The sequence below is a fragment of the Xanthomonas euvesicatoria genome (assembly GCF_013112235.1).
GTDB lineage: Bacteria > Pseudomonadota > Gammaproteobacteria > Xanthomonadales > Xanthomonadaceae > Xanthomonas > Xanthomonas euvesicatoria.
Genome location: NZ_JABFFS010000001.1, coordinates 2,926,071 through 2,940,955 on the forward strand (window position 1 = coordinate 2,926,071; position 14,885 = coordinate 2,940,955).

15 protein-coding genes are annotated in these 14,885 nt (G+C 64.4%); 7 read left to right on the forward strand and 8 right to left on the reverse strand.

Going from position 1 to position 14,885, the window contains the following annotated elements:
- Positions 1-20 precede the first annotated feature (20 nt).
- From pstA to HLH45_RS12670, 5 genes are all read right to left on the reverse strand, one after another.
- Complete coding sequence (gene pstA, locus HLH45_RS12650; protein WP_008572164.1) at positions 21-890, reverse strand: phosphate ABC transporter permease PstA; 870 nt, start codon at positions 888-890, stop codon at positions 21-23.
- Positions 890-1,864 carry a phosphate ABC transporter permease subunit PstC gene (gene pstC / locus HLH45_RS12655; RefSeq protein WP_008572163.1) on the reverse strand — a complete coding sequence of 325 codons (975 nt, stop codon included), beginning with the start codon at positions 1,862-1,864 and terminating at the stop codon, positions 890-892. The genes pstA and pstC overlap by 1 nt, the downstream gene beginning before the upstream one ends.
- Positions 1,865-1,976: 112 nt before the next feature.
- Positions 1,977-3,068 carry a phosphate ABC transporter substrate-binding protein PstS gene (pstS, locus tag HLH45_RS12660; protein WP_008572162.1) on the reverse strand — a complete coding sequence of 364 codons (1,092 nt, stop codon included), beginning with the start codon at positions 3,066-3,068 and terminating at the stop codon, positions 1,977-1,979.
- A gap of 346 nt (positions 3,069-3,414) precedes the next feature.
- Positions 3,415-4,434 (reverse strand): phosphate ABC transporter substrate-binding protein PstS, encoded by a 1,020-nt coding sequence (pstS, locus tag HLH45_RS12665; RefSeq protein ID WP_008572161.1) that lies wholly within the window; start codon positions 4,432-4,434, stop codon positions 3,415-3,417.
- Positions 4,435-4,624: 190 nt separating this feature from the next.
- The gene (locus tag HLH45_RS12670) at positions 4,625-5,875 is read right to left on the reverse strand and encodes an OprO/OprP family phosphate-selective porin (protein ID WP_008572160.1); all 1,251 of its coding nucleotides are present in this window, start codon (positions 5,873-5,875) and stop codon (positions 4,625-4,627) included.
- Positions 5,876-6,212: 337 nt separating this feature from the next.
- On the opposite strand from HLH45_RS12670, the gene HLH45_RS12675 reads away from it, so the two are divergent.
- The 3 genes from HLH45_RS12675 to HLH45_RS12685 all read left to right on the forward strand — a co-directional run bounded on the left by HLH45_RS12675 (position 6,213) and on the right by HLH45_RS12685 (position 8,908).
- A complete protein-coding gene (locus HLH45_RS12675; protein WP_014089829.1) occupies positions 6,213-6,533 on the forward strand; it encodes a hypothetical protein in 321 nt (106 codons plus the stop codon).
- Between the two features lie 114 nt (positions 6,534-6,647).
- Positions 6,648-7,328, forward strand: coding sequence for a carbonic anhydrase (locus HLH45_RS12680; protein WP_008572158.1), 681 nt, complete (start codon positions 6,648-6,650; stop codon positions 7,326-7,328).
- Positions 7,329-7,339: 11 nt separating this feature from the next.
- The gene (locus HLH45_RS12685) at positions 7,340-8,908 is read left to right on the forward strand and encodes a SulP family inorganic anion transporter (protein ID WP_008572157.1); all 1,569 of its coding nucleotides are present in this window, start codon (positions 7,340-7,342) and stop codon (positions 8,906-8,908) included.
- A 199-nt stretch (positions 8,909-9,107) separates the two neighbouring features.
- On the opposite strand, the gene nth is transcribed toward HLH45_RS12685, so the two are convergent.
- From nth to HLH45_RS12700, 3 genes are read right to left on the reverse strand one after another with little or no spacing between them, the layout of a single operon-like run.
- Positions 9,108-9,818 (reverse strand): endonuclease III, encoded by a 711-nt coding sequence (gene nth, locus HLH45_RS12690; RefSeq protein WP_011346997.1) that lies wholly within the window; start codon positions 9,816-9,818, stop codon positions 9,108-9,110.
- Positions 9,815-10,195 carry a hypothetical protein gene (locus tag HLH45_RS12695; protein ID WP_014089831.1) on the reverse strand — a complete coding sequence of 127 codons (381 nt, stop codon included), beginning with the start codon at positions 10,193-10,195 and terminating at the stop codon, positions 9,815-9,817. Before HLH45_RS12695 ends, nth begins: the two co-directional genes overlap by 4 nt.
- A gap of 7 nt (positions 10,196-10,202) precedes the next feature.
- Complete coding sequence (locus HLH45_RS12700; protein ID WP_031422007.1) at positions 10,203-10,985, reverse strand: enoyl-CoA hydratase-related protein; 783 nt, start codon at positions 10,983-10,985, stop codon at positions 10,203-10,205.
- A gap of 163 nt (positions 10,986-11,148) precedes the next feature.
- Here HLH45_RS12700 and HLH45_RS12705 point away from each other — a divergent pair, with 163 nt between their 5' ends.
- From HLH45_RS12705 to HLH45_RS12720, 4 genes are all read left to right on the forward strand, one after another.
- Positions 11,149-11,847 carry an FKBP-type peptidyl-prolyl cis-trans isomerase gene (locus tag HLH45_RS12705; RefSeq protein WP_004429231.1) on the forward strand — a complete coding sequence of 233 codons (699 nt, stop codon included), beginning with the start codon at positions 11,149-11,151 and terminating at the stop codon, positions 11,845-11,847.
- Positions 11,848-11,959: 112 nt separating this feature from the next.
- A complete protein-coding gene (locus HLH45_RS12710; RefSeq protein ID WP_033479087.1) occupies positions 11,960-12,763 on the forward strand; it encodes a CoA pyrophosphatase in 804 nt (267 codons plus the stop codon).
- Positions 12,760-13,632 (forward strand): sulfurtransferase, encoded by an 873-nt coding sequence (locus HLH45_RS12715; RefSeq protein WP_008576340.1) that lies wholly within the window; start codon positions 12,760-12,762, stop codon positions 13,630-13,632. The genes HLH45_RS12710 and HLH45_RS12715 overlap by 4 nt, the downstream gene beginning before the upstream one ends.
- A gap of 88 nt (positions 13,633-13,720) precedes the next feature.
- Positions 13,721-14,674 carry a DUF1684 domain-containing protein gene (locus HLH45_RS12720; protein ID WP_008576338.1) on the forward strand — a complete coding sequence of 318 codons (954 nt, stop codon included), beginning with the start codon at positions 13,721-13,723 and terminating at the stop codon, positions 14,672-14,674.
- Positions 14,675-14,885: the final 211 nt, after the last annotated feature.

Here is a 14,885-nt window from a genome sequence, read left to right on the forward strand (position 1 = left end):
CGGGTGTCCGGAGGGAAAGGTCAGTCATTGGAAATCTTGTTGCGCAAGAGCAGGGCACGCGCACCCAGGCTCACCAGCAACACGAACACGGTCAGTACCAGCGCGCCGGCCCAGGCCAGCGTTTGCCAGGTGTCGTACGGGCTGCCGGCGAATTGATTCATGATCACCGGCACGCTGGCCATCGGCTGGAAGATGTTGCTGTTCCAGTACTGGTTGCCGAATGCGGTGAACAGCAGCGGTGCGGTTTCGCCGCTGATGCGCGCCAGTGCCAGCAGCACGCCGGTGACGATGCCTGCCGAGGCGCTGCGGTACAGCACCTGCACGGTGACTTTCCACTGCGGAATGCCCAACGACAATGCGGCTTCACGCATCTGCGCCGGCACCAATCGCAGCATTTCGTCGGTGGTACGCACCACTACCGGCAGCACGATGAAGGCCAGCGACAGTGCGCCGGCGAATGCCGAAAAGCGCCCACCGGTCTGCATCACGTACAAGGTGTAGACGAACAGGCCCAGCACGATCGAGGGCGCCGACAACAGGATGTCGTTGACGAAGCGCACCACCACGCCGGCCTTGCGCGCATTGCCGTACTCCGCGAGCCAGGTGCCTGCGGCGATGCCCAGCGGCGTGCCGATGGCCAGCGCCAGCCCGCACATCACCGCACTGCCGAAGAAGGCATTGAGCAGGCCGCCTTCCTGCATCGGCGGCGGCGTCATCTTGGTAAACAGGTTGAGGTCGATGCCCGGCACGCCCTTGGACACCAGCGTCCACAGGATCCAGGCCAGGAAGAACAAACCAAACAACGCAGTGACGCAGGAGAGCAGCAACGCAATGGCGTTGACGACCCGGCGGCGGTTGTACAGCGATTGCGACACCGAAGCGGCGGACATCAGTTGCCCTCCCGACGCGACAGCTGCATCAGCATGAAGCGTGCGATGGCCAGCACGATGAAGGTCACGATGAACAACACGAAGCCCAGCAGCAGCAATGCCGACCGGTAGGTTTCAGTGGCTTCGCCGAAATCGTTGGCGATCAACGCCGCGATGGTGGTGCCAGGCTCCAGCAGCGACGGCGACAGGCGCACCGTGTTACCGACCACGAACGCCACTGCCATGGTTTCGCCCAGCGCACGCCCCAAACCCAGGAACACGCCGCCGATCACCGCCGAGCGGGTGTAGGGCAGCACGATGTCCCAGCTCGCTTCCCACTTGGTCGAGCCCAGTGCGTATGCCGATTCCTTCAAGCGCGTGGGCACGGTCAAAAACACTTCGCGCATGACCGAAGAGATGAAGGGAATCACCATGATCGCCAGCACGAAGCCGGCGGTCAGCAGGCCGATGCCCAACGGCGGGCCCTGGAACAATGGGCCGATCAGCGGCAGCGTGCCGAGATGATCGTTGAGCCATGGCGTGACATGTTCGGTCATCACCGGCACCAGCACGAACAGGCCCCACATGCCGTAGATGATCGAGGGGATGCCGGCCAGCAGTTCGATGGCAGTGCCCACCGGGCCACGCAGCCAGCGTGGTGCCACTTCGGTCAGAAAGAACGCGATACCGAAACTCACCGGCACCGCAATCAGCATCGCGATCACCGCGGTGACCAGGGTGCCGTAGATCGGTGCCAGCGCACCGTATTTGTTTTCGACCGGATTCCAGTCGGCTGAGTAGAAGAAACTCAGGCCCTGCATCTGCAAGGCATGGCGTCCGCCCCACAGCATCGACAGTGCCGCGCTGCCGAGCGCCAACAGGACGAAAACGACCGTAGCGGCCAGCGCAAGCTTGAACAGGCGATCGGCACGTGCGTCGCGCAGGTCGCGGCCGCGTGGCGCGGTCATCGCTTCGGGAATGGCGGTGGCATTCATTCGATTGGACTCGTCACCCGCGCAATGGCGGGAGCGTGAGACAGCAGGAACGGCGAGGCACCTTCAGGTACCTCGCCGCAGCGCAGCCCGCCGCATGGGCGGGTGCAGGGCATTACTTGAACTCGCTGCCCCAATAGGCTTCGATCTGCTTCACCAGCTCCGGCGGCAGCGGCACGTAGTGCAATTCGCTGGCCTGGGCCTGGCCGTTTTCCAGCGCCCACTTGAAGAAGTCCAGCGTCGCCTTGCTGCGCGCGGCGTCCTTGGATTGCTTGTGCATCAACATGAAGTTGGTCGCGGTGATCGGCCACGCCTTCTCGCCCGGCGCATTGGTGATCACCAGGTTGAAGTCACGGGCGTTGGCCCAGTCGGCGCTGGCAGCGGCGGCGGCAAAGCTTTCCGCGTTCGGCTCGACCCACTGGCCGGCCGCGTTCTGCAGCGAGGTGTACGGCATCTTGTTCTGCAGGGCGTAGGCCAGCTCGACGTAACCGATCGAGCCCTTGATCTGCTGCACATACGAGGCAACGCCTTCGTTGCCCTTGCCACCCACGCCGCCCGGCCACTGCACCGAGGTGCCTTCGCCGACCTTGCTCTTCCACTCCGGGCTGACCTTGGACAGGTAGTTGGAGAAGTTGAAGGTGGTGCCCGAACCATCCGAGCGATGCACCAGGTTGATCTTGGTGGCCGGCAGGGTCACGCCCGGGTTGGCCGCCACAATGGCCGCATCGTTCCACATGGTGACCTTGCCCAGGAAGATATCGCCCAGCAGGGCGCCGGTCAGGCGCAGCTTGCCCGGCGCGATGCCTTCCAGATTCACCACCGGCACCACGCCGCCGATGGCGGACGGGAACTGGCCCAGGCCAGCCTGTTGCAGTTCCGTGCTGTCCAGCGGTTTGTCGGTCGAGCCGAAATCCACGGTGCCGGCCTTGATCTGCGCAATACCGCCGCCGGAGCCGATCGACTGATAGTTGACCTTGTTGCCGGTGGCGGCGTTGTAGTCGGCCGACCACTTGGACACCAGCGGATAGATGAAGGACGCACCGGCGCCGGAAATTTCAGCGCCCTTGCTGTCGCTGGCGGTGGCGCCTGCGGTCGGCGCGCCCTTTGCGGCGTCTGCGGACTGCGCGTCCTTGCCGGGCGAGCACGCGGCCAGGGCGAGGGCGATGGTGAGGGACAGGGCGGTCAGGCTGGCCGACTGCAATTTCATGGAAGCTCCGAGGCTGGATTGGCCGGTGTCTCCGGCAGACCACACTATGAAATGATGTTTTTGTTACACCTGCATGACAGTGCCTTCTGGCCAACGCATCACAAAAAAAGGACGCGGACCGCGGAGGGCGTGGCACCCTCCGGGATCCGCGTCCCGGGGCAACGCCGGGGAGAGAGACGGCGTCGTTCCTTTACGCGTTTTCGTGCTGGCTGCCGAGCCTCGGTGCGGGGCACCTGGTTGCCATTTCAGGCGGCCCTGCAGGTCGCCGGCATGGACCAGACAACCGCCCATGCCGTTGAAGGCATGGCTTGCCCACCTTGGCGCTGCACCAGAGGCTGCGCCGTCCTTAGTGCGGCAGATTCTTGGCCCAATACGCCTCGATCTGGGTGACCAGCGTGTCCGGCAGCGGCACGTAGTCCAACTGCTTGGCCTGCGCATCGCCCTTGGTGTAGACCCAGCGGAAGAAGTCCAGCGTGTTCTTCAGGCCAGCCGGGTTCTTCGGCTTTTTCTGCACCAGAATGAAATTGGTCGCCGTGATCGGCCAGGCGTTATCGCCAGCGGCGTTGGTCATCACCAGATAGAAGTCCTTGGCCGTGCCCCAGTCGGCACTGTTGGCCGCGGCGGCGAAGGTTTCATCCGACGGTTGCACGAACTTGCCGGCCGCGTTCTTCATTGCGGTGTAGGCCATCTTGTTCTGCAGCGCGTACGACAACTCGACATAGCCGATGCCGCCCTTGATCTGCTTCACGTAGGCGGCCACGCCCTCGTTGCCCTTGCCGCCGATGCCGGTCGGCCACTGCACGGCAGTCCCTTCGCCAACCTTGCTCTTCCAGTCCGGGTTGACCTTGGACAGGTAGTTGGTGAAGTTGAAGCTGGTGCCCGAACCGTCGGAGCGGTGCACCACGGTGATCTTGCCTTCCGGCAGTTTCATGCCCGGGTTGAGCGCAGCGATGGCCGGGTCGTTCCAGGTGCTGACCTTGCCCAGGAAGATGTCGCCCAGCGTCTTGCCGTCCAGCTTGAGCGTACCGGCGGCGACGCCCGGAACGTTGACCACCGGCACCACGCCGCCGATCACCGAGGGAAACTGCGCCAGGCCGGCAGCGGCCAATTCTTCCGGCTTGAGCGGGGCATCGGACGAGCCGAAGTCCACGCTGGCCGCCTTGATTTGGGCAATACCGCCGCCCGAACCGATCGATTGGTAGTTGACCTGCTTCTTGGTGGCGGCGTTGTAGTCGGCCGACCACTTGGACATCACCGGGTAGATGAACGACGCACCGGCACCGGTGACATCGGCAGCCTGGGCACACAGTGCCAGCGAGGCGGCGAGTACGCCGACGGCCAGACGGGTCTTGAAGGAGTGGATCACGGAACAGCTCCTGTAGCGAAGGGATGAGGACGTCCCGCCGTGGTGCCATTGCAGGGCAATGGCATGACCATGCGGTGTCTGGGAAATGACAGGGCGATGACGGCGTTGCGCCGTCGGATGTTCAGGCCGGCAGGAAGTGGCGGCGCTGCCACCGCGTGCGCTCGACCGATCGCACGCGGCAGCGACGCACTTACCAGTAGAACTGCGCGCGTGCTTCGATGATCGACGGGTTATCGTCGACCAGGCCGCGGGTGGTGCTGTTGTAGCGGGTGCTGTCGACCTTGGCGTAGTCGAGGGCGAACTTGAAGTTCGAGCGCCAGTACCAATTGGCGCCGACCGTCCAGATGTTCATCTTGCCGCCCAGCACGCCATCGACGAACGGTGTGTTGCCGTTGGCGACCAGGTGGCCATCGTTGAGGTCCAGGGTGTCGTAGCGCACCGCCAGCTGCCACATGCCCGATGCCGGCTCGTTGGGCAGCGGGGTGGTCGGCACGCCAGCCTTGTAGCCCCAGGTTTCGCCGGTGAGGTTCCAGACGCCGCTCACGTACCAGCCGTCGCTCTTATAGTCGTGCGCATTGGCACCGATGCGGTTGGCGTTTTCCTGGAAGTACTCGCTCTGCAGCTTGAACGGCCCGGTGATCCACATCGCCTCGGCACCGGCCACGCCAACGTTGTCCACATTGGTGATGGCGCCGCTGTCGATCAGGCGAACGGTGGTCAGGTCGGCGTCGGGGCGTGCGCGCAGGCGCAAGGTGTCGTCGTCGGTGTCGTAGGCCAGGTAGCTCAGGCCGAAGTGCAGCACGTTGCCAGTCTCGTTGATCGGTGCCCAGGTGCCGCGCGCGCCATAGCCGTTGCCGTGCGCCTGGTTACGGGTCAGCTCGCGGCCGAATGCACTGGCGGTCACGCTCCAATTGTTGTCGCCCATGCCATAGGCCACGCCCAACCGGCGCGAGATGCCATAGGTGTTGGTCACCGACGCCTTGGAGACGAAGTCGTTGTTCTTGGTGCTGGACAGTTCTTCCAGGCTGTTGGGCTGCTTGAACTGGCCGATCTGCAGGTAATTGTTCGCGTTGCCGCCGAACTTGTACTTGATGTTGTTATCCAGGAAGCGGCCCGTGCTGCGAATGGTGGTGCCACGGATGGTGACCTCCTTCAGCACGCTCGGGTCATAGCCGGCGACCCATTCGAAGTTGCCCGGGCCCTTGCCCTTGAGGACCAGCTCGGCGCGCCGGATGCTGAATTCGGAATTGTCGCCATTGGCACCGATCGGGCCATTGAGGTCCTGCACATCGTTGTGGAACCAGTTGCCGTCGGCCTGGACCAGGCCTTCCAGCGAGATTTCCGAACCACCGATTACATCGATGGCGATCTCGGCGTGTGCTGCAGGGGCGGCCAGTGCCAGCAGCAGCGCGGAACCAAGCAGGGTGGGAGCGAGTTTCATAGATGCCTTGCGACCTGAGAAAGTGGGCGCAGGCTAGGGTGTGAAGGTTGCGTTAATGTGACAAAACAACAGAAACGTAATACGTCATTTTTGCCAATAAAGACAAGAGTTTACGTGCGTTTCAACTATGTCAGTGTGTGTCAAAAAACTGAACGGCGCTGTTTTATGACAGTACTCGGTGCCAACCTCAACGCCTTGAATTTCCCAGCTGTGGCGCTGACGGGCTGAACTGGCGCTATGTCAGCCTGAACACATGCGTCAGTTTGTGCGGCGCACCACTTGCATACGCGGCGTCAAAATTGTTAGCTTCGAGGCCATGTTTCCTCGATTCCTCCAAATGCTGTTGGTCTGCCTGCTCGCGCTTTCCGCGTGGTCGGCAGCCAATGCGCACGCGCGCATGCATCATGCGTTCGTGGGCGACGGCCTGGCGGTAATGGTGGATGCTGGCGAAGAACGCGATGCAGCAGAAGATCCGCAGGACGACGGCGATACACAGAGCCAAGTCGACACACAGCCTGCAGACGATATCCCCTTGCTCTCCCAAGCATGGCCGATGCTGGCGCGGTATTCCCCCTCTTGGCACGCGCATCACGCGCCGGCAAATCAAAAACGCGACCTGATCCCACAGCTGCGCCCTCCAAACGCACTGCTTGGCTGATCCCCGCTGTCGCTGCACCCGGTGCATTCCGCGCCGGATTCCCAATTGATTTGTTTGTCTTGCAATTCGCGGTTTGCGCCGCGGATGGCTATTCGTTGCCTAGAGGAATCTCCCATGGAAAGTTTGCTAGAAGGTTTTCGCCATTTCCGTAAAGAAGTCTATCCGCGTCAGAGTGCGCGCTTTCAGGAACTGGCAGGCGGCCAGAGCCCGCACACGCTGTTCATCACCTGCGCAGACTCGCGCGTCATGCCGGAGCTGATCTTCTCCGCACAGCCAGGCGAATTGTTCGTCTATCGCAATATCGGCAATGTGGTGCCGCCGTACTCGCAACATGTCAGTGGCGTGGTGGCAGCGATCGAATACGCCATCGCAGTGCTGGGCGTGCGTCACATCGTGATCTGCGGGCACACCGACTGCGGCGCGATGAAGGCCGTGCTCAAGCCGGAGTCGCTGGAAGACGTGCCCTCCGTGGCAGCGTGGCTCAAGCACACCGATGCGGCGCGCCATGTCACCGCGCATCACGGGCACGATCCGCAGAGCCATGAAGCGCTGAACTGCATGACCGAAGAGAACGTGGTCTCGCAGTTGGACCACCTGCGCACGCAGCCGGTGGTGGCAGCGCGCCTGGCGGCGGGCACGTTGCGCATCCACGGCTGGATCTACGATATCGCGCACGGGGAGATCCGCGCCTTCGATGCCGAGAAGGGTGGCTTCCGGCCACTGCTGGCCGAAAGCACCCCCGAAGCCACTCCACGCCCGCGACTGCAACAAGTCGTGCGCGCTGAACTCGCCTGACGGAGCCTGCCATGAACACATCAGGTATCGGCGGATATTTCCGCCAGGGACTGTTTGGGCGTGATTTATTGGCGTCCGTGGTGGTCTTCCTTGTCGCGCTGCCGCTGTGCATGGGTATCGCGATCGCATCCGGCATGCCGCCCGCCGCGGGCCTGATCACCGGCATCGTGGGTGGTCTGGTCGTCGGCTTTCTGGCGGGTTCTCCGCTGCAGGTGAGCGGGCCGGCCGCCGGCCTGGCTGTGTTGGTGTTCGAACTGGTGCGGGAGCACGGCGCTGTTGCGCTCGGGCCGGTGATCTTGGTGGCCGGCGCAATTCAGCTGATTGCCGGTCTGTGCCGCGCAGGCGTCTGGTTCCGGATGACATCGCCGGCCGTGGTGGCCGGCATGTTGTCGGGCATCGGCATCCTGATCGTGGCCTCGCAGGCGCACGTCTTGATGGATGCCGCGCCCAAGGCCCGCGGTCTGGAAAACTTCGCTGCATTGCCTGGCGTGTTGTGGCAGGCCATCAGCGAGGGGACCGGCCGTAATGCGCTGTTCGTGGGTCTGGCGACGATCGGTATCATCCTGGCCTGGGACAAACTGCGCCCTCAGCGCCTGCGGTTTTTGCCGGGTGCATTGATCGCGGTGGTGGTTGTCACCGCGACCGTGCAGTTGCAGGGCTTGAACGTCAACAAGGTCGATGTCCCGACCAATCTGTTCTCTGCGATCAGCATCCCCAGCATTTCCGACATCTTCGGCGTGTTCAACCACACCTTGCTGGTCTCGGCAGTGACCTTCGCCTTCATCGCCAGCGCCGAGACCTTGCTGTCGGCGGCGGCGGTGGACCGCATGCATCAGGGGGCGCGGACGCAGTACGACCGTGAGCTGGCGGCGCAGGGCGTGGGCAATATGCTCTGCGGTTTCCTGGGTGCATTGCCGATGACCGGGGTGATCGTGCGCAGCGCGGCCAACGTGCAGGCCGGTGCGGCAACGCGTGCATCGACCATCCTGCACGGCAGCTGGCTGCTGGTGTTCGCCATGCTGTTGCCGTGGCTGCTGCGGATGACGCCGGTGGCCTGTCTGGCCGGCATCCTGGTCTATACCGGCGTGAAGATGATCAAGATCGGGCAGGTCAAGGAACTGGCGACCTATGGCCGCGGAACGGCCGCGATCTACCTGGCGACCACCTTCGCGATCGTGGCCACCGACCTGCTGACCGGCGTGCTGATCGGCTTCGGTCTGTCGCTGTTCCGTCTGGCACTGCATTCGTCGCGTCTGAAGGTCGAGGTGCGCGAGCACGCCGACAAGAAGGACGAAATGCATCTGACCCTCCAGGGTTCGGCCACCTTCCTGAAGGTGCCGGCCATGGCACGTACGCTGGAAAGCGTGCCGCCGAACACTGCGCTGCATCTGGATGTGGCCAAGCTGCACCACGTCGATCATGCCTGCATCGAGTTGTTGCGCGACTGGAGCCGCAATGCGGCCTCACGCGGCTGCGAACTGGTGGTGGACTGGAAGGAGCTGGATCGACGTGTCGAAGGCCAGCCCACGGTGGATGGCGTGCTGGTGGAACAGCGCGTCGAGCAGGCGAAAGCTGCGTAAAGTGTTGTAAACGCCCGGCGTTCGCGCCGGGTGACCCCCATCGTGATCGGGTGATGCATGGCGCCGAAAGACGCATCATCCGGTCACGATTTTTTTGGGCGGAGTGGGGATTCGAGATTCGTAAAAGCTTGCAGCCTTGCGGTTTGCTGCGTGTGACGAGGGCGCGCGGTTGCGCCGTTGCTCCGGCGCCACTGCTGTCTCAACTCTTGGTTTTTGCTTGCCGCTCAGGCGCCGGTGGCGTCTTGTCGCGGTAGCGGCATAGATCGTGGATCACGCAGCCCGGGCAATCCGGCTTGCGTGCCTTGCAGACGTAGCGTCCGTGCAGGATCAGCCAGTGATGTGCATCGTGTAGAAACTCGGCCGGGATCACCTTGACCAACTTGTCTTCGACCGCGCGCACGTCCTTGCCTGGTGCAAGGCCGGTGCGGTTGGAAACGCGAAAGATATGCGTGTCCACGGCCATGGCGGGTTCGCCGAAGGCGGTGTTGAGCACCACATTTGCGGTCTTGCGGCCCACGCCGGGCAGCGCTTCCAGCGCGGCGCGATCATGCGGCACGTCGCCGCCATAGCGCTCCAGCAGGATGCGGCAGGTGGCGATGACGTTCTTGGCCTTGGCGTTGAACAAGCCGATGGTGGAGATGTACCGCTTCAGGCCTTCTTCGCCGAGATCGAGAATGTCGCGCGGGGTGTTGGCCACCGGATAGAGCTTGCGGGTCGCCTTGTTGACGCCGACATCGGTGGCTTGCGCCGACAGCAGCACCGCGATCAATAACTCGAATGGGGTGGTGTATTCCAGCTCGGTGGTGGGGTGCGGATTGAGTTCGCGCAGGCGCTCGAACATCTCCTGTATCTCGGGCTTGCGCATGCTGCTGCCACGACGCGCCGGTACCATTGCCTGGGGTGTGTTCATGGCTGCGCTCCGCCAGCGGCTTTCGCCTTCGCGCGCGCCAGGATGGCAGCGGCCAGCGGCGGCAGTGCGGGCGTTGCCGGTTGGCTGGGTGCCGGGGCGGGCGCCCTGCGCGCATCGCGTTCGGTGGCGCGCCGTTGCAGGCGCGCCGAGCGCGCGCGGTAGCGTTCGCGCGCGGCCCAGGCGTCTTGTAGACGGCGTTGCGCGCTGAGCAACGTGGCGCAGACCTGCGGGCAGTCGGCGTCCAGCGTATCGTGCTGCGGGTCGGGCAGATAGGCCATCAAGCCGAGTGCCAGCGCACGATCCAGGTCGTCGGCCTGCACACAATCGAACAACCGCAGCGGCAACGGACGCGATGCCGGAATGAGCTCGAGCGTCATGGCGATATCAGCGGTTGTGGAACTGGGCAGGGCGTTTGTCGAGGAATGCGCGAGTGCCTTCGCGCATGTCGTCAGTGGCGAACAACAACGCAAATTGCGCGGTTTCCAGCTGCAGGCCTTCCTCGATGGCGCATTCGCCGCCGAACACCACCGCATCCAGAATGCCGCGCAGTGCCAGCGGCGCTGCAGTTGCCAGGCGTTGCGCAAGCGCCAGCGTTTCTTCGTGCAGGGCATCCGCTTCGACCACGCGATTGACCAGGCCCAATTGCAGTGCGCGGGCCGCGTCGATCGGCAGGCCGAGCAGGCACAGTTCCAGCGCTGCGGCGCGGCCGGTGAGGCGCAGCAGGCGCTGCGTGCCGCCAAAGCCGGGAATCAGGCCGAGATTGATTTCCGGTTGCCCCAGGCGCGCTGTTGCTGCGGCGATGCGCAGGTGACACGCCATTGCCAGCTCCAGGCCGCCGCCCAGCGCAAAGCCATTGATCATCGCGATCACCGGCTTGGGCATGCGCTCGATCCGGCGCATCAGTTGCTGGCCCAGCAACGAGAACTCGCGCCCCTGGATTGCCGACAGGTCACTCATTTCCGCGATATCGGCACCCGCCACGAAGGCCTTGGGGCCGGCGCCGGTGAGAATCACGGCGCGTATATCGTCCGCATTGGCTGCGTCCTGGAACGCCTGATCCAGGGCCTGCATGGTCTGCCGGTTCAATGCGTTCAGTTTGTCCGGCCGATTGACCGTAATCGTCCGGACGCTGGCGTGGTCGGCGATCAGAATGACGTGATTGGACATGTGAACCCTTGCGAACGTAAAAAAATAGTAAACACGGAACTTCCAAAACCCTTGCTGGTCCTAGCTTTCGCGATAAGTAGCGGTTCGGTATCGCGGCCGCTATCCTAGCGCGTCATCTCAGGCGGCAGACCCGTCCTGTGCCACCACCCTGGAGAATTGTTTGATGAAGTTGCGTTCTATCGCGGTCGCTGTGGCGGCCCTGGCCCTGACGGGCAATGCACTGGCCCAGGACACGACGTCCGAGAAGGGCAAGTTGAGCTATTACTTCGGCTACGACTACGGCAACAACCTTGCCGAGCTCACCGGCCGCGGCGAGCAGCTCGACATCAACTCGGTGGTAAAGGGTCTGCAGGACGCCTATGCCAAGAAGCAGCCGGCCATCACTGCCGACCAGTTGAAGCCGGCCGTTGAGGCGTTCCAGAAGCGCGAGCAGGGCCGTGCCCAGCAGGCCAAGGCCGAGTACGACAAGGCCGCTGCAGCCAACAAGACCAAGAGCGATGCGTTCCTGGCCAAGAACAAGAGCACCGCCGGCGTGCAGACGCTGCCGAGCGGCGTGCAGTACCGCGTGATCGAAGCCGGCAAGGGCGCCAAGCCGACCCAGGCCAGCACCGTGCAGCTGGAAGTGGCCGGTCCGTTCCCGTTCGGCGACCGCGAGAAGGCACGTCCGGCGCAGCAGATCCCGGCCATCAAGGTCAGCGAAGTCGAAATGCAGGCCATGCGCGACACGCTGCTGCAAATGCCGGCCGGCTCGAAGTGGGAAGTGACCCTGCCGCCGGAAAAGGCCTACGGTGCCGACCCGCGTACCCCGTTCCCGCCGAACGTGGCTGTGCAGTTCGAGATCAAGTTGGTCAGCGTCAAGTAATTGCACGTGATGTTGTTGCGACAACGCCGGCCACCAGGCCGGCGTTGTCGTTTTGGTCCAGCGATTGTCTGAAGAGAATGATGCAACGATGCAGCGGCCGCAGGACCCAGCGATGAGTGGCAACGATGTCGGATCCGAGGCCGGCCCTCTGCCCAGTCCGTGTATCGGTGTATGTTCGCTGGACGCGCAGTCGCACTGCGTCGGCTGTTTGCGCAGCCTGGATGAAATTGCACGCTGGATGAGCATGAGCGACGCCGAACGCCAGGACTATCTGCACACGGTGCTGCCCGCACGCGCGCTGACGGCGCGGCTGCCCGAATACGCGCAGTTGAGGCGGGCGCTGTATCCGCTGGATACCGCGCCGGCCGGGCCGGGTTGGAACCATGCCGAGCTGATCGACCTGACCGACGGCGACCCGTCTGCCGAAGCGGCGGTGCTGTGCGGGCTGGTGCCGCGCGAACAGGGCACGACGGTGTTGCTGACCCGGCGCACGGACAGCCTGCGCCATCACGCCGGGCAGGTCAGCTTCCCCGGCGGGCGGATGGAGCCGTCCGATGCCGATGCCGCTGCTGCAGCGCTGCGCGAGAGTTGCGAAGAAGTCGCGCTCGGCGCGCAGCACGTGCATGCCTTGGGGTACCTGGATCCGTTTGTGACGGTGAGCGGATTTCGGGTGACGCCGGTGGTGGCGGTCATCGACCCGGCGTTCGTGGCGGTGCCGCAGCCGGATGAAGTGGCGGACGTCTTCGAAGTGCCGCTGGCCTATCTGATGGACCCGGACAATCTGCGCAGTGTGGAACTGGAGTTCCGCGGACGCCCGCGACGCGTGCTCGAATACGACTGGCCTGCCCACCGTATCTGGGGCGCCACCGCCGCCATTCTTCTCAATCTTCGTCGTCGCCTGGAGCAGGTTGCATGAGTGCAGATCCGAACTGGACCACGCTGGTCGATGCCGCCACGCTTTCGGCCGCGTTGCAGCATCCACAGCTGCGTCTGCTGGATGCGCGTGCCGCGCCACCGACCGCGCCAGACCCGCACGCAGCGCGCAAGGCGTACGCGCAGGGGCATCTGCCCGGCGCGCACTATGCCGATCTGGACCACGACCTTGCAGATCTGTCACGGCCGGCGCAGGGGCGGCATCCGTTGCCGCATAGCGAGGCCTTTGCAAGACGCCTCGGCGAATGGGGCATTGATCCGCAGAGCCTGGTGGTTGTCTACGACGCAGGCGATGGCAGCATGGCGGCCGCGCGCGCGTGGTGGATGTTGCGGCTGATGGGCCATCGCCGGGTGGCGGTGCTGGACGGTGGCTTGGCCGCGTGGCGTGCGGCCGGTTTTGCGGAAAGCACCGAGTCGCCTGCCTTGCGCAGCGGCACCGCGTATCCGGGCCACTTTGACGCCACGGCGGTGGTGGATGCCGAGCAGATCGCGCAGCGCCTGCAACAGGCGCCGGGCTGGTTGCTGGACGCACGGGCAGGCGAGCGTTTCCGTGGCGAAGTCGAGCCGATCGACCCGGTGGCCGGGCACGTGCCCGGTGCAGTGAGTCGCCCGCTGGGACTGAGCCTGCGTGATGGTCGCTTCAAACCAGCTGCCGAACTGCGCGCCGAGTTGTCCGCGTTGCTGGGTGCGTACCGGCCCGAGCAGGCGGTGGTGATGTGCGGATCGGGCGTGACGGCCTGCCATCTGTTGCTGGCGTTGGAAGTGGCCGGGTTGTCCGGTGCACGCGTCTACGCCGGTTCCTGGAGTGGTTGGCTGCAAGATGCCTCGCGCCCGGTCGCGACCGGCGCCTGATTGCAGGCACAATGGCGGCAGGAACGGTGACCTGTGGGGACGCAGGTTCGCTGCGCGGAGCGCAGTTTCTTGCAGTGCTGGGTGAGCCATGCGGTTGCAGTTACGGATTGGCGCGCTGTGCGTCGCGGTGTGGACGCTGGCTGCCTGTTCGGCGGAGTCGTCCGCCGATGTCAGCGATACGCCTGCGGTCGCTCATCGCAATGCGGCGCCGCATGATGTGTACGAAGTCGCGCTGGAACGCGCGCGCGCGGAGCGGCTGAGGCAGCTGCGGGCGCCCGATGGGTGGTTGAGCTATACCGGTTCGGGGCGCGTGCGCGCCGGCCAGTACCGTGTGGGCAGCGACCCGCTCAGCGATATCGTCCTGCCTGCCGGCCCTGCGCAGCTGGGGCAACTGACGCTGGATGCTGCAGGACACATACGCTTTCGCGCAGATGGCTCTGCCGCGGTGACGCTCAACGGGCAGCGCATCGGCGACGTACGCCTGCAACCAGAGCGGGCAGGGCAGCGCGGCGACCGGCTGGACGTGGGTGGCCGACAGTTCTACCTGGTGCAGACAGGCGCCTTGTACGGCTGGCGCTTCCGCGACCCGGCAGCGCCCGCGCTGACGCAGTTCGACGGGCTGGAATATTTCCCGACCGATCCGCAGTGGCGCATCCAGGCGCAGTGGCAACCCTATCCAACGCCGCGCACGACCACCTTGCTGACCTCGATCGGCACGCCGCTCACCGTGGAGGTGCCGGGAGAAGCCGTGTTCTCGCTCAACGGCCACGAATACCGCTTGCGGCCGCTGCTGCAGGAAGATGGCCAGGGCCTGTTCTTCCTGTTCGCCGACCGCACCAGCGGCAAGGAGAGTTATGGCGGCGCGCGGTATCTGTTTGCCACCTCGCCCCGCGATGGTCAGGTGATCCTGGATTTCAATCTGGCCGAAAACCCGCCATGCGCACTGACGCCCCATGTGGTCTGCCCCATCGCGCCGCCTGAAAACCGGTTGGACGTGGCAGTGAATGCCGGCGAGAAGACTTACCGTGCGACCGAACGTTGAGTGTGCTGCAACGGGTGGACGGTGTGCGAGGCAAGAGGTGTTTTCAATGGCTCATCACAGCATCCGGGAGCGGTCACGTGCGTGTTCTCCGGGCGACGCTGTCTTTCGACGGCGCGGCTGGCACGCAGGTTGGATCGCTTCTCGGCGCTGTCGGGCGCGACCGGGCATGACCGACGTAACGCAGTGACTCGCCCACCGGCAGGGGCAAGAA

Coding starts and splice junctions, on each gene's coding strand:
- HLH45_RS12670 (WP_008572160.1), bottom strand. CDS start 5,875: ATGAAACTCGCTCCCACCCTGCTTGGTTCCGCGCTGCTGCTGGCACTG.
- pstA (WP_008572164.1), bottom strand. CDS start 890: ATGTCCGCCGCTTCGGTGTCGCAATCGCTGTACAACCGCCGCCGGGTC.
- HLH45_RS12680 (WP_008572158.1), top strand. CDS start 6,648: ATGGAAAGTTTGCTAGAAGGTTTTCGCCATTTCCGTAAAGAAGTCTAT.
- HLH45_RS12685 (WP_008572157.1), top strand. CDS start 7,340: ATGAACACATCAGGTATCGGCGGATATTTCCGCCAGGGACTGTTTGGG.
- HLH45_RS12720 (WP_008576338.1), top strand. CDS start 13,721: ATGCGGTTGCAGTTACGGATTGGCGCGCTGTGCGTCGCGGTGTGGACG.
- HLH45_RS12675 (WP_014089829.1), top strand. CDS start 6,213: ATGCTGTTGGTCTGCCTGCTCGCGCTTTCCGCGTGGTCGGCAGCCAAT.
- HLH45_RS12715 (WP_008576340.1), top strand. CDS start 12,760: ATGAGTGCAGATCCGAACTGGACCACGCTGGTCGATGCCGCCACGCTT.
- HLH45_RS12705 (WP_004429231.1), top strand. CDS start 11,149: ATGAAGTTGCGTTCTATCGCGGTCGCTGTGGCGGCCCTGGCCCTGACG.
- HLH45_RS12710 (WP_033479087.1), top strand. CDS start 11,960: ATGAGTGGCAACGATGTCGGATCCGAGGCCGGCCCTCTGCCCAGTCCG.
- HLH45_RS12700 (WP_031422007.1), bottom strand. CDS start 10,985: ATGTCCAATCACGTCATTCTGATCGCCGACCACGCCAGCGTCCGGACG.
- pstC (WP_008572163.1), bottom strand. CDS start 1,864: ATGAATGCCACCGCCATTCCCGAAGCGATGACCGCGCCACGCGGCCGC.
- pstS (WP_008572162.1), bottom strand. CDS start 3,068: ATGAAATTGCAGTCGGCCAGCCTGACCGCCCTGTCCCTCACCATCGCC.
- HLH45_RS12695 (WP_014089831.1), bottom strand. CDS start 10,195: ATGACGCTCGAGCTCATTCCGGCATCGCGTCCGTTGCCGCTGCGGTTG.
- nth (WP_011346997.1), bottom strand. CDS start 9,818: ATGAACACACCCCAGGCAATGGTACCGGCGCGTCGTGGCAGCAGCATG.